General features: G+C 42.7%; 9 protein-coding genes. 8 read left to right on the forward strand and 1 reads right to left on the reverse strand.

Annotated features, from left to right (window positions below):
• Nucleotides 1-125: 125 nt before the first annotated feature.
• The 7 genes from GGQ60_RS07505 to GGQ60_RS07535 all read left to right on the forward strand — a co-directional run bounded on the left by GGQ60_RS07505 (nucleotide 126) and on the right by GGQ60_RS07535 (nucleotide 11,163).
• Nucleotides 126-1,337, forward strand: coding sequence for a glycoside hydrolase family 88 protein (locus GGQ60_RS07505; protein WP_183761818.1), 1,212 nt, complete (start codon nucleotides 126-128; stop codon nucleotides 1,335-1,337).
• A 389-nt stretch (nucleotides 1,338-1,726) separates the two neighbouring features.
• Nucleotides 1,727-1,882, forward strand: coding sequence for a hypothetical protein (locus GGQ60_RS07510; protein WP_183761821.1), 156 nt, complete (start codon nucleotides 1,727-1,729; stop codon nucleotides 1,880-1,882).
• An 80-nt stretch (nucleotides 1,883-1,962) separates the two neighbouring features.
• Entirely contained in the window at nucleotides 1,963-3,858 is a 1,896-nt protein-coding gene (locus GGQ60_RS07515) for a glycoside hydrolase family 97 protein (RefSeq protein ID WP_183761824.1), read from the forward strand.
• Between the two features lie 25 nt (nucleotides 3,859-3,883).
• Complete coding sequence (gene fucP / locus GGQ60_RS07520; protein WP_183761827.1) at nucleotides 3,884-5,116, forward strand: L-fucose:H+ symporter permease; 1,233 nt, start codon at nucleotides 3,884-3,886, stop codon at nucleotides 5,114-5,116.
• 72 nt (nucleotides 5,117-5,188) lie between these two features.
• The gene (locus GGQ60_RS07525) at nucleotides 5,189-9,337 is read left to right on the forward strand and encodes a hybrid sensor histidine kinase/response regulator transcription factor (protein WP_183761831.1); all 4,149 of its coding nucleotides are present in this window, start codon (nucleotides 5,189-5,191) and stop codon (nucleotides 9,335-9,337) included.
• 150 nt (nucleotides 9,338-9,487) lie between these two features.
• A complete protein-coding gene (locus GGQ60_RS07530) occupies nucleotides 9,488-10,051 on the forward strand; it encodes an RNA polymerase sigma factor (protein WP_183761834.1) in 564 nt (187 codons plus the stop codon).
• 80 nt (nucleotides 10,052-10,131) lie between these two features.
• Nucleotides 10,132-11,163, forward strand: a complete 1,032-nt coding sequence (locus GGQ60_RS07535) for a family 43 glycosylhydrolase (RefSeq protein ID WP_183761836.1) — start codon at nucleotides 10,132-10,134, stop codon at nucleotides 11,161-11,163.
• Between the two features lie 146 nt (nucleotides 11,164-11,309).
• Here GGQ60_RS07535 and GGQ60_RS07540 read toward each other — a convergent pair whose 3' ends face one another.
• Entirely contained in the window at nucleotides 11,310-13,136 is a 1,827-nt protein-coding gene (locus tag GGQ60_RS07540) for a glycoside hydrolase family 97 protein (RefSeq protein WP_183761838.1), read from the reverse strand.
• A 258-nt stretch (nucleotides 13,137-13,394) separates the two neighbouring features.
• Here GGQ60_RS07540 and GGQ60_RS07545 point away from each other — a divergent pair, with 258 nt between their 5' ends.
• Entirely contained in the window at nucleotides 13,395-14,522 is a 1,128-nt protein-coding gene (locus tag GGQ60_RS07545; protein WP_183761841.1) for an alginate lyase family protein, read from the forward strand.
• Nucleotides 14,523-14,531 lie beyond the last annotated feature (9 nt).

The raw sequence follows: 14,531 nt of genomic DNA on the forward strand, positions 1-14,531 counted from the left end.
TTTATCTCTGGCTTTGCAATATGCCCCTGGCAGGGATATATCCAATATTGCGGTAACAATCTTAATATCTTTTCGGCTTTGTTGAGTATATCTGTAAACCTCATTTGTCTATAGACCATATCAACATGAAAAATTTAGCTATTTATTTAATTGTAACATTGGGCCTTTTGAGTAAAGCTGCAACTGCCCAGGTGGATGCATCCAAAGAGCTGGCGTATTGTACGGCCCAAATACAAAAGACCTTAAAACTTATTCCTGTTCAGAAAGGCAGTATCCCCAGATCGGTTATCCCCGGATCTGCCGATTGGAAGTTTGTGGGCTATAAAGACTGGTGCTCCGGGTTTTGGCCCGGCATACTTTGGTACGGCTATGAAGCTACGGGTTCTAAAACCTTGCTCAACGAAGCAACGCGTTTTTCGGCACCGCTTCAACCGCTTTCAGAGCAGCATGCAATTGACCACGACCTGGGTTTTCAGATTTTTAACAGCTATGGAAATGGCTACCGGCTTACCGGAAATGCAAAATTTAAGGCCATAATATTAAATGCTGCCGATACATTGGCCACGCTTTTTAACCCTAAAGTGGGTACCATCTTATCCTGGCCGAGGGCTGTACCACACATGCAATGGCCACAACATAATACCATTATCGATAATATGATTAACCTGGAAATGTTGTTTTGGGCCTCTAAAAATGGGGGGGACAGGAAATTGTATAATATCGCCTTATCGCATGCCAAAGTTACCATGGCTAATCATTTCAGACCAGATTACAGTGCTTACCATGCGGTAATTTATGACAGGGAGACCGGGAAAAAAATAAAGGGGCTAACGCATCAGGGATACGCGGATAGCTCCATGTGGGCACGCGGGCAGTCTTGGGCCATTTATGGCTATACCATGTGTTTCCGCGAAACCGGGTATTTGCCTTTTCTTGATTTTGCACAGAAAGTAACAGACGTTTACCTTGATAAATTACCTTCAGATCAGGTTCCCTATTGGGATTTTAATGACCCCGCAATTCCTGATGCCCCTAAAGATGCCTCAGCAGCGGCAGTTGTGGCTTCGGGCCTTTTAGAGCTGTCTACTTTGGTTAAGGATAAAGAAAAAGCACAAAAATACCGCAAGGCTGCAGAACAAATGCTGGCCTCGCTTTCTTCACCGGCATATCAGAGCAAAGATAAAAACACAGCTTTTTTGTTGCATTCAACCGGCCATAAACCTAATGGTTCGGAAATAGATACTTCAATTATATATGCAGATTATTATTATATAGAAGCCCTGCTCAGGTTGAAAAAACTACAAATGGGATTGAGCCTGAAAAGTAAGTTCAACTAAGCTTAAACGTGCATTAGAGAGGATATGGCAGGGGGCCGACAGTTCGATTTTTATTCTTGTGTTACTGACGTTTTGTTTTAGTTTTAGTCGTCAGTTAATCAATAACCTGATTATAAACCAGCTTTTACCTCCTGCTTAAATTTTTTCTTAGAAGCCTGAACTCGATAATTATTTAAGGAAAAATTATTTTATAAAGGCCTCTGACTAGAACAATTCGTCATGCTGTTCCGAAGGTTCGACGATGGCTTTAAGTTGAAAAGCCGATTTAAGCCACCAAAAAGTAGTATTAATTATCGAATGCAGCTTTGTAACAAGAAAATTGTACGCCAACCTCTCTTTAATTTTCATGATGATGGAGTATATAAAATACGACCCGGTGTCATATAAATATGAAAAATAAAAAACTACCTGGCCATACCGACCAGGAAGAGCTACCATTTACTTTTAACCGTAGGCAGATTTCTGAAAAGAATATCGAGAAACATTGGCTCCGGATCGCTTCCAGGATAACGGGAGCCGTTTTGCCAAAAGAAATTAACAGGTAAACCGGCATCCATCCGTCCCAAACACAAATAGTTATTTTTTTAAAACTGATCAGCATCTCTAAAATCCTCCCGATTTGAATATGAAATATAACAGCTATACTATTTTAATGCTCCTCTCATTTCTTTTTTTTAAAGCTACAGCCAAAGAGAAGGAAACACCTGCCGAACATTTACTCACCTCACCCGATCGTTCGGTCGAACTTAAATTTTTTCAGAAGGAAATTGCCAACAAGGAAAAGGCTTTTTTTTACCAGTTAAGCTACAAGGGCAAACCCGTTATTTTAGAATCAAAGCTGGAGCTGCAACTCGATAACCACCTCTCAGAAAGCGCAATGGCACTTCCGGTAGATAAGCATAAAAACTGGTTCGAAAACCTGCAGGTTACCGGAGTACAACGCTTAACAAAAGATACCACCTGGAAACCGGTTTACGGCGAAAAAAAACTTATCCGTGATCAGTATAATAGTCTCATCATCAGCACAGTAAAAGATGATAATCCTAACTACCTGATGAATATCGAAATCAGGGCCTATAACCAGGGCGTAGCCATCCGCTTTTTCTTTCCTGAAAATGCTAAAGGCACCTATTACCGGATCATGTCTGAGAATACCGAATTTAATTTTGCCCCGGGAACCTTAGCCTGGAAGGCCAACTGGGCGCAGGCACCTTATGAAAAAGTAGCGCTAGAAAATTGGGATGGTGAAGCCGAACGTCCGCTTACCCTCGAACTGAAGAATGGGTTGTTTGCCACACTTATTGAGGCCGGAATGGTGGATTATTCGAGGTCTAAATTCAAATTAAAGGCCCAAAACAGTTTGGTAACTTCCATGTTTACACCGGTTGACCTGATTTCGCCGGTGGCCACGCCCTGGAGAGCAATTTTAGTTGCCGAAACTGCGCCGGAAATTGCTATGGGTACAGATTTGATCCTGAACCTCAACGAACCCTCTAAAATAAAAGATGAAAGCTGGATTAAACCGGGTAAAATTATGAGGGTAATGTCGCAAACAACCCGCGATGCCTTCGAGAATATCGATTTTGCCGCTAAACGGAACCTGCAATACATCCTGTTCGATTGGAAATGGTATGGTCCGGCATTTAGTTTTAATTCTGATGCTTCAAAAGTGGCCATTCACGACTTTGACCTGCCTGCCATTATTAAATACGCGAAAGAAAAGGGGATAGGTGTGTGGCTTTATGTTAACCAGCAGGCCTTATTGATGCAAAGCGACAGTCTTTTTTCCATTTATAAAAAATGGGGCGTTGCAGGGGTAAAGTTTGGTTTTGTTCAGTCGGGTTCGCATCGCTGGACCGCCTGGATCGAAAAAGCGATACAGCAGGCCGCCCAAAATCACATTATGGTAAATATACACGACGACTGGAGGCCAACCGGCGAGCAGCGTACCTGGCCCAATTTGATGACAGCCGAAGGAATAAGGGGAAATGAAGAAATGCCCGCAGCAACCAGCAATACCGTAATGCCTTTTACCAGGTTTCTGGCCGGGGCCGCTGATTACACGATCTGTTATTTCGACAGCAGGATTAAAACCACACATGCCCATCAACTGGCCTTAGCTGCCATTTATTTTAGCCCGATACAGACCTTATATTGGTATGATAAACCTGCTCTTTATAAAGGCGAGCCTGAACTCGAATTCTGGGACAAGATTCCTGTTACCTGGGATGAAACCAAGGTTTTATCGGGAAGACCGGGCGAGTACATTACCACTGCAAGGCGCAGTGGCGAAGAATGGTTTTTAGGCAGTATTACCAATACAGAAGCCCGCAAGGTAGAATTGAAGCTGGATTTTCTTCCAAAAGGACAAAAATTTGTTGCCAGGATTTATCATGACGACAATACCGTTAACACTGCCACCAAGGTGGGGATAAAAGATATTACGGTTGATGCACAATCTACCCTGAAACTGGATCTCCAGGCTTCAGGAGGTGCTGCAATCTGGCTCCATAAAAAATAATCATAAAGGATACAACAACATTAAAATGAACAATAAACCTGCTTTTACCGAAAAGAAATTCCTGTTAACCTTTATCCTGGTTACTTCCTTGTTTATGTTATGGGGAGTGGCACACTCGATGAGTGATGTCCTTAATAAACATTTTCAGAACGTGCTGAATGTATCAAAAGCACAGTCAGGACTGATCCAGTTTTCCGTATTTGGAGCCTACTTTATCATGAGCATTCCGGCCGGAATATTCCTGAAGCGCTTTGGTTACAAGGCCGGTGTAATACTGGGACTTTCACTTTTTACCTTGGGCACATTTCTTTTTGTTCCGGCAGCAAATGCAGAAAGCTTTGGTTTTTTCAGGGTAGCCCTTTTTATTCTTGGCTGCGGAATGGCAACACTCGAAACAGTTGCACATCCTTTTGCAGCCTCATTGGGCGACCAGCGTACCAGCGACAGAAGGGTAAACTTCTCCCAGTCTTTTAATGCCATAGGAGCAATAATTGGTCCGGCTATTGGCACATTCTTTTTGCTGCGTGCTACTTCCGGAGGGAACGAAAATTCACTCGATTCGGTAAAATTGCTTTACGCCGGATTAGGAGCATTTATCCTGGTTGTGGCCGTGGCTTTTTTCTTTATCCGTATTCCCGATCTGATCGACCCTCATGGCATTTCCGATGAGCCCGTAGCCGCACAAAACATTGATCTCGCCCCTGGAAAAAGCCTCTTTCAGCACAGGCATTTTGTTTGGGCAGTGGCAGCCCAGTTTTTTAATGTAGCGGCCCAGGCCGGTACCTGGAGCTATTTTATCAATTATGGCCACGAGAAGATGGGCTTTTCTGATGAGAAAGCCGGAAACTTTATGGTATTGTTTATGGTCATGATGGCACTTGGCAGATTCGTTGGAACTTACCTGATGAAATTTATAGCCCCCAACAAAATTCTGGCAGCATTTGCCATTGCCAGTATTGTGGCCTGCCTTATTGTTGCTCAAAGCTGGGGCTGGACATCCTATTGCGCCCTGCTAAGCATCAATTTTTTCTTTAGTATCATGTTCCCTACTATTTTTAGCCTCGGACTGAAAAATCTTGGTTCACATACCCAGCAGGCTTCCTCCTATATTTCTATGGGAGTGGTTGGCGGGGCGGTAATGCCTTATTTTATGGGTAAGATAGCCAATACAGATGTAGCACATGCCTACTATTTACCCATTGTGTGTTACGTAGTCATCGCGCTCTTTGCCATTAAATTTTTTAAAGTGATCAAGTAAAAGCTTTAAGGGGATAAACTGTAGATTATTCACATATGTTTCACTATTTTAGTAGCTTTCAATCCTCCTGTTGTGCAACGAATTCTACTTTTATTTCTTTTCCTGCATGTCGGTTTCTGTTTTGCTGCGGAAGACCCTTTTACCATCAGGCACCTGGCGATTGAAAACGGGCTTTCCAATAATTTTGTTCGCTGCATTTACCAGGATAAAAAAGGATTCTTTTGGTTAGGTACTAAAGATGGACTTAACCGGTATGATGGATATGACTTCAAAATTTTTAGAAACGAATTAGATAATAAAGCATCTCTTATCCATAACATCATCCACACTGTGAGTAGTGATGTGGATAATAACATATGGATTGGCACCAGGCAGGGGCTAAGCATCTATAATGATCAGAAAGGTATTTTTAATACCGCAAAATACCGAGATTGGAAAACAGGTGAAATTTTGCCCCTGATGAATGTGATCAGGGAAGTGGTATGCGGGCCACAAAATACAATGCTGATAGGTACCGAAGGCCTTGGCTTAGTCCGCTTTCGTCAGGCATCCGGTACTGGCGAACTGGTTCCCCTGCTGATCAATGGCAAAAAAACCGTGTCGTATGGTGTGCAGGCCGCCGGGACCGATAACAAAGGGCGTATATGGGTTTTCATTCAAAACCAGGGACTTGCTTTTCTTGATCTCCGCGCAGGAGCACTCCGCCTTTGTAATACCGATGTTTTGCTGGCGCAGGCCATGATGGTTAGTGGCGGAAAAGTATACCTGGGCACACAGCGCGGACTTTACTGCTACGATCCGTCCACAGGTTTAACTGCCGAGATAAAGGGCATTAAAGGAGTGCTTGCCGACTTGCCCATATCAGCCATATCGGCCGGTAAACATGGGGAACTTTATCTTGGAACCAATGGAAGCGGGGTTTTCCGTTACACCATCTCAACCAACCAGGCTGAAGTTGTGAATTCTGATGTTGACAATGGATTTATTGGCGAAAATATTTATTCCATATTTATTGATCAGAACGACAGGAAATGGGTAGGCACTTCTTCAGGAGGAGTAACGATCCTTGATCCTGAAAAAAAACCGTTCCAGACCTGGGTGCATAATCCGAACAAAAATTCGCTCCCAGGAAATTCAATATCAGCTTTTGTATCTCAATCAAAAGGTAAGCTCTATATCGGCACAGATGGCTTTGGCCTGAGTATCTGGGATCAGGAATCGGATCATTTTTCGAACTTTAAACGCACTGCTGATCCATCCTCCATTTCCTCTGATTTTGTTTCTTCATTAATTGCCGGTACAAAAGGGGATATATGGATTGGTACCTTTAACGAAGGGGTAAACCGCTTTAACCCCCTTACCCAAAAGTTTAAGCGGTATAAAATGATCAATCCATTAACAGGAATTGAGAGTAAAGTTGCATTTACTGTATTTGAAGATCGCGACCGTGATATCTGGGTAGGTACCCTGAGGCGTGGAAGTCTCCTTGGTGCACTTTACAGATTTAATGCCCCGCAGGATAAATTTGAAATTTTCGATCAGCAACTTGGCGACCTCTTCACGATGATGCAGGCGCGTAACGGCCAGATCTGGGCAGGAAACCTGAGGCAGCTGGTTCAAATTGATAAAACAACCAAAAGGCATCATTTTTACGACCTGGGGTATACAGTAAGAGCCATCTATGAAGATAAAAAAGGGCTCCTCTGGATCGGTACAGAAGGTGGAGGCCTCTTTGTTTTTGATCCCGTTAAAAAAAAGGTGGTTTTACGGTTTACTACAGCCGATGGACTTTGCAATAATTCGGTATTAACTTTAATTCCTGATGAGCGCGGCAACCTATGGATGAGTACGTATTATGGAGTATCCTGTTTTAATTTCGATAAACGAAAATTCAGTAATTTTTATCAGAGCGACGGCTTGCAGAGTAACCAGTTTCAGATCAATGCGGGAGTGAAACTAAAATCAGGTGAAATCGTTTTTGGAGGGATCAGAGGATTTAGCCTGTTTAATCCTGATAAGATTGTTCCGCGGAAAGATATGCCGAGTTTGCTTCTTACCGGTATAATCATTAATAATACCCCGATTGAAAAAAACCTGGATTGGATCGTGGCTGAAGATAATGTGGCTATAAGGGAAATAGAAGTTCCTTATGATCAGGCTGTATTTACGTTTAACTTTACTGCCCTCGAATTTTCATCGCCCGAAAAAATTTCTTACCAGTATTTTATGGATGGCTGGGACCGTGGCTGGAGTAAATCAGGAAAAGACAGAAAGGCCATTTATACCCACATCGCAGAAGGCAATTATATTTTTAAGGTGAGGTCTACTAATGCAGAAGGAGAATGGGGAAACCAGGAAATTAGTTTAAAAATCAGGGTTTTGCCACCCTGGTACCGAACCTGGTGGGCCTACCTGGGCTATCTAGCCGCTATTGCCGGTCTACTTTATGTTTACGTGCGTTACCGCAACACCCAAACCAGGTTAAAATACGAAGTACAGATTATAAACCTGGAGGCGCAGCGCAAAAAGGCCGAATACGATTCGCAGGTGGCCCGGCACAACATGGAACGTTTGGCACACGAGAAAGAGCGGATTATTAACGAGCAGGAGAAGGCACTTGCCGAAAAACGCATGTCGTTTTTTACCAATATCTCGCATGAATTTCGCTCGCCACTCTCTTTAATTATCAACCCGGTTAACGATCTCATTAAAAAAAACAGTCCTGATAGCCAGGTCGCCAATGAGCTTAACCTCATTCAACGCAATGCAAAAAGGATGCTTTCATTGGTCGATCAATTATTGCTCTTCAGAAAAGCAGAAGAAGGCTTTGAACAAATCAAAGCCCATAAACTCGACCTGGAAAAACTATCGAAAGCGGTGTATGATTGCTTTACACAACAAGCCACAGCCAAACAGATGGATTACCGGTTTGAATCGGCTGCTTTTGAGCCGGAAGTGTATGCAGAAGGCATCAAAATAGAAATTGTTCTGTTTAACCTGATTTCTAACGCATTAAAGTATACACCGGTTGGTGGAGAAATATTAATTAAACTCAGCGAAAACGAACAGGAGTTAATACTCACGGTACAAGATTCGGGTATTGGTATTCCGCAAGCAGCCGCCAACCGCATTTTTGAACGTTTTTACCAGGCAGACAGAACCGATGGCACACATAAATCGGGTTTTGGCATTGGCCTTTACCTGGCTAAACAATTTGTAGAAGCCCATTCCGGAACCATAGCTTACCAAAACAGGCCAAATGGAGGCAGTATTTTTAGCATAACCCTGTTAAAAGGTACAGATCACCTGGAAGGGCTTATTGTAGCCGGTACCCAGGATGACCCGGAAGATCTCTTTGATGAACTATATGCACCAGACCTTTTAACCACTGTTGAAGACAATAACATCAGCCTGGAGGTGAGTATCGTGAGCGACAAGCAGGCCATCCTTATCGTCGACGATGAAAGGGATATCCGGAAATATATTGCAAGTCTTTTTATAAACGATTATACTGTTTATGAAGCTGAAGATGGGGAGCAGGGATTGCAGATTGCCACCGAAAAACTTCCTGATTTAATTATTACCGATTTTAAGATGCTGGGTATAAATGGAATCGAATTTTGCCAGTCTATTAAATCTAATCCAACACTTTCATATATACCGGTTATTTTATTAACGGCCAGTTCATCGCAGGATCTGAAGCTTAAAAGTGTGCATGGCGGTGCCGATGACTACATTAACAAACCATTTGAAAGGGAATACCTGGTAGCGCGGGTAGCCAATCTGTTGCGCAACCGGAACAACCTGCAAAACTACTTCTATAACGAAATTACACTTCAAAGCAACTCCGTGGTCGTATCTGAAGAGTACAAGGCCTTTTTAGATGCCTGTATCCTGGTGGTTGAAAAACACCTTACCGACTCTGATTTTGGTATTAAGACTTTGGCCGATGAAGTTGGAATGAGCCATTCAAACTTATATAAACGTGTTAAAAGTATTTCCGGGCAATCTGTTAATGCCTTTATCAGGTTTATTCGCCTGCGCAAGGCAGCAGAGTTACTTATAGGCTCCGATTATAATGTAACCGAGGTAGCCTTCCGCTCTGGATTTAATGACGCCAAATACTTCGGAAAACAGTTTTCTAAACTTTTCGGACTTACCCCAACAGCCTTTATCACCAAGCACCGTAAAACACTGGGCCGGAGATACAAGATGAAATAATAGCCAAAAGACCTGCCAGATTTCTGTTTAAAACCCCCTTTAAATACCTTTTAAGGGCATTTAGTGAAAATGTACTCCTATTTTACGAATTTATACCCATCAATTTTTTCAAGCTGAGCCATCTTCGTATTAACCAAATATTAATATTTTATGATGACTGAGAAATTGATTGCATTGTGGGAAGGCACCCTGGAAGGAAGCGAGCACGATTATGCAGAACTGCATGCCAATCTTTACCCTAAACTTTTTGTATTTGCCTCCAGGATCTTAAACGATGATGAACTCGTTGACGATCTTCTTCAGGACCTCTTTATTAAATTCTGGGAGACAAGGCAAAAAATTGGTAAAATCAAATATGTGGAAGCTTATTTCTACCGGTCGGCCCGGTCAATAGTGCTCAACCATATCCGTTTGGTTAAGCACCGTGAAGCCAAGCTCACTTTGATCCCTGAACCGGAATCCGTTTTTTCGGCAGAAGATATTATGGTATCTAAGGAATCCGATTCGCTAATAAAACAGCAATTGGTGCTTGTACTCAATTCCCTTCCTGCCAAACAACGCGAGATTCTGACCATGCGCTTTTACGATGACCTCAGCTATCCGCAAATTGCCAAAATTCTTAAGATACGATACCAGTCTGTAATCAATCATGTTTACCGTGCCATTCAAAAACTGAGGGAGGTTTCAGAATTATCTACATTTTACGCTGCCTGATAAATGCGAAGTGAATTAAAGCGAGCGACATTTATAGATTAATATTTTAATAATTAGCAATATAATTTGCACACTGGTAAATGAAAAAAAATATAGGCAGGAAGAGCTGGTTTGGATTTACTTTTTTGCTATGGGCACTATGCCTGCACAGCTTAACAGGAATTGCGCAAACACGTAATGAAATAGTACCTGGAGAGGTTTGGCCGGATGATAAGGGTAATCACATTCAGGCCCATGGCGGGGGTATCATAAAGGTGAAAGATACCTACTATTGGTATGGCGAAGAACGCCGCCAGGGATTGGATTCAAATTACCGTTATGTAAGCTGTTATTCGTCTAAAGACTTAATGAACTGGAAATTCAGGGGAGATGTATTTAAAATGACCGATCCGGATAGTCTGGGTAAAAAATGGGTTTTGGAACGCCCTAAAGTATACCATAACCTTAAAACCGGAAAATACGTGATGTATATGCATGTAGATGGGCAGGTAAAAGGTAAAGCAGGGAATTATAGTTATGCCCGCGTAGGTGTAGCCATTGGAGATTCACCGGTTGGGCCTTATAAATTTATCAGAACCTTTCGTCCTTTCGGCCATGAAAGCCGCGATATAGGGCAGTTTATAGACGACGATGGACTTGCCTATCTTATTTTTGAAGACAGGGTTTCGAAAGGATTTCACATTGCTAAACTATCTGCCGATTACTTGGACGTTGAAGAGGATATTTGCCTGATTAAAGCACCATTGGAAGGCGGAGCAGTGGTTAAATATGATGGCCTTTATTACGCCATCGGATCTGCACTGACCAGCTGGAACCCTAACCCCAATAAATTTGCTACAGCCCGGTCATTAAAAGGCCCCTGGTCTGAATTTAAAGATATTGCACCTGTAGAAACCAATACCTATGGCTCGCAATCTACTTTTATGTTAAAGGTTACAGGTACAAAAGTAACTTCTGTCATTTTTGTGGCCGATAAGTGGAAACCGCGTACACAATGGGATTCCAGGTACCTTTGGATGCCACTTAAAATAGGAAAAGGCGAACTTCAGCTTCCCAAACCACAAGCCTGGCGTATTAATGTAAAAACAGGGGAAACAGAAATGCTTAAATAAGTCGTTACCTCAATCAAAAAAATAATCCCAAAATTAACAGTCTCACCCTCTCAGCTTGTTTACAAGCGCAAAAAACAGCAATTCCAGATTACTTGGAATTGTTGTTTTTGTTTAAGGATACCCTTGATCTGAAATATAAAATTCAGTTAGCCAGGGCTAATTTCAATGGCTAGACCTCCTGCCGGTTTAATATAAAAAGGTAAAGAGAAACCCTTTTTTATACGGAGCACCTTTTTCGAAAGTTTTTGATTATCGGTATCAGTCCAGATGGTAGCCTGGTACGATTTTCCCTCGTCAAGAAAGTCGAGGTTTAAAGTTCCCTGCCATTCATATTTTCCGGCTGCCGAACCAACAAACCATTTCTTTCCGTGTTTCCTGGCTACGCAGATGTTTTTCCCGATTTCGCCCTGGAGGTACATCGAACGGTCCCACACGGTTGGAACAGTTTTGAAAAATGCTATTTCATCCCAGTTGGTGTAATCTTTTGGCTTTCCGTACCAGAAGATAGATTGTAATGGGCTGAAGTTAATTACGGTAAGTGCCAGCTGTTGCGCCTTGCTTACCTTTAAATTTTTAGCGAACTGTTGTTTTGGATTGGGAAAACAAAAGGTAAAATCAGCTGCACCTGCTAAAAAACGTGTGTATGGCAAAACGGTGGTGTGAAATGCGTCGGGGCTGTTCTCATCACCCCTGATGCCCTCTTGGGTAAGCAAAAAAGGAAACGTCCGCGATAAACCGGTTGGTTTGTAGTTATCGTGGATGTTCAGGATTAATCCGCTGTCATTAACCTTTCTCATCGCAGTTGCAAGCCACTTTGTACCCGATTGAGTTAATCCGTCTATGAAGCCGAATTTAATTCCCTTAATGCCCCATTTTTTATAGAGGGGAAGGATCTCGTCGAGGTGATTCCGGAGCGCCATATAATTTAAGTACAGGATCACCCCAATTCCATGCTGTTGGCCATATTTTACAACGCGTTCCATATCAATAGCCTGGATAGGGACCCTGGGATCGGAAGAGGTACTCCTTTCAGGACCATACCAACCTGCATCGAACATGATGTACTGAAAATTCATCTTCTCGGCAAAATCAATACAGTCAAATCCGGACTGGGTATCAAGCTGGGCCCTTATCAACTTACCTGCAAGTGGTGTATTCGTTGTTTGGGATGCCGCCGGATGAGCCAGTTTGTAGGGGAGTTCGCTGAAATGGTGAAGGCCGGTAGCCGTTTCGGCGATTCCTATTGTTCTCCAGGGGCTGCTGAAAGGCAAAACTGCATTAACCCGTTTGTCCTTTGTAAACGCAATTTGCAGGGAACCCCTGGCTGATCCGGGCGCTAGCTCTGCTTTGGTGTAACCGGTATTATCAGCCTCTCCAATACTGATATACGAGTTGTTTCCTGCCAGTGTAGACGGCAGATCAGAACTTCCGGTTAACGAATCGAGCGGAATAGGTGTAAATACCGATTCCTGGTGGTATTGATAAAGTGTATACGCCTGGGGTAACCTGAATTCGGTTTTTTCCTTTAAAATGGTAACTTCCTTTAGTTTGCCACTATTGGCAATCAGGTACTGCATGGCAATGCTGCCGTTAAACACCCTGAAAATAACTGAAAGATCAGTTCCCTGCGACAAATACTTGATTCTGATCTGATTATAATTGTTATAAATGATCTGGTTTTCCCCTAATCTGGTCACGATTTTCTCCCGGTGCGAAGACCGGGTTGTACCTGTTATCTTTATGCCGGGCACTGCGTCAGGGAAATTTAGCTCCAGGCCCAGCTCAGACCACCCTATAACAGTTTTTCCCTGGTTACTAACGCGGTACTTAAGCTGTTTTTGGGCAAACAGGGCCACTTCCAGCTGGGTGCCGGCCCCGGGTGATAAAATACGGGCTATTTCCTTTACCTGGCCAAAAGCCGCCCATGTGCTGCAGATCAGTAGGGGTACTACTGCTATTGCTATTTTTTTCATACGTTGCTTATCTTATAAAATCAAATTAAATCGAGGAAATTATTCACCGTCTGGCCAAAATAGGACTGCCTCCCGCTATACGATAAAGTACCGACAAAAAATACCGGCGTAAATACTCTCAAATCAGGATATATCTTGCGATTTCTGTTTAACGCTTTTAGTAGAGTATTGCATTTTACTTTTAGGTGTCATAGCTGATATATTTATAACCAGGAAAAATCTGGACGCTCTGTTCAGGTTAACCTTAACTTCGTTTCAATGAAAAAAAAACATCTGCTGGCAATAGCCTTTTTTGTATGCTTCACGGTTTCTGCTGCATCCGCTCAGAAAAAATTTGTTCACCCAGGTATTTTATTTAATACGGCCGATTTAGAGCGGATCGCTTTAAATGCACAGCGTCCGTCATCGCCGGGGTATGGATCTTATAAGTTATTAAGCGATCATCCATTGGCCAGTTCCGGTTATAAAATGAATGGTCCGTTCCGGGTTATTTCCCGCGATGGCGAATATGGAAATACCAAAAGCAGGATGGAAGCAGATTTTAGTGCAGCTTACCTCAACATGGTGATGTGGGCGGCAACACATAATAAAGCTCATGCCGAAAGGGCGTTAAGCATATTGGAAGCCTATGCCGATTCTTTAAAAAGCATTCCCGCAACCAATGATGCACCGCTGCTCGTAGGGCTCGAAGGTCTAAAAATTGTAAATGTATTGGAACTGTTAAAATATAGCTACAAATCTGATAGTAAGTCCAAGCTTGATAAAATTACAGCAATGGTAAAAAATATATTTCTGCCCGTAGCCGAAACTTTTTATCGTACCCCGGCCTATACCAATGGCAATTGGGGGCCAATTGTTACTAAGTTTTATATTTCTGCAGCCATTTATTTAAGCGACGGGAAAATGTACAATAAAGCGGTAGATTTTTACCTGCATGCAAAAGATAATGGAACCATAGCCAATTATATTGATGGTGAAAGCGGACAGATACAGGAGAGTGGGCGAGACCAGGGGCATTGCCAGTTGGGAATAGGTGCCATGGCTACGGTATGCGAAATTGCCTGGAAACAGGGCGACGATCTCTATGCTGCATTGCAAAACCGCCTTTTAAAAGGATTTGAATATGTAGCCAATTATAATCTGGGGAATAACGTGCCTTTCAGAACATGGAAAGATATTACCGGAAAGTACAGCGATTGGAATGAAATTTCGACCATTGGAAGAGGTAGATTTATCCCGATTTACCAAATGGTTTACAACCATTATGTTGGCCGTAAGGGAATGTCAATGCCATTTAGCAAGCAGGTAATCGATAAAATGGGGCCTGAAGGGTACGATCGTGATCAACCTGGATTTGGTGCACTCTTATATTTGGGCAGTAAATAAAAAGGCCAT

This window comes from Pedobacter zeae (assembly GCF_014196715.1).
In the GTDB taxonomy this organism is placed as follows: Bacteria; Bacteroidota; Bacteroidia; order Sphingobacteriales; family Sphingobacteriaceae; genus Pedobacter; species Pedobacter zeae.

Coding starts and splice junctions, on each gene's coding strand:
- GGQ60_RS07540 (WP_183761838.1), bottom strand. CDS start 13,136: ATGAAAAAAATAGCAATAGCAGTAGTACCCCTACTGATCTGCAGCACA.
- fucP (WP_183761827.1), top strand. CDS start 3,884: ATGAACAATAAACCTGCTTTTACCGAAAAGAAATTCCTGTTAACCTTT.
- GGQ60_RS07510 (WP_183761821.1), top strand. CDS start 1,727: ATGAAAAATAAAAAACTACCTGGCCATACCGACCAGGAAGAGCTACCA.
- GGQ60_RS07545 (WP_183761841.1), top strand. CDS start 13,395: ATGAAAAAAAAACATCTGCTGGCAATAGCCTTTTTTGTATGCTTCACG.
- GGQ60_RS07530 (WP_183761834.1), top strand. CDS start 9,488: ATGATGACTGAGAAATTGATTGCATTGTGGGAAGGCACCCTGGAAGGA.
- GGQ60_RS07515 (WP_183761824.1), top strand. CDS start 1,963: ATGAAATATAACAGCTATACTATTTTAATGCTCCTCTCATTTCTTTTT.
- GGQ60_RS07505 (WP_183761818.1), top strand. CDS start 126: ATGAAAAATTTAGCTATTTATTTAATTGTAACATTGGGCCTTTTGAGT.
- GGQ60_RS07535 (WP_183761836.1), top strand. CDS start 10,132: ATGAAAAAAAATATAGGCAGGAAGAGCTGGTTTGGATTTACTTTTTTG.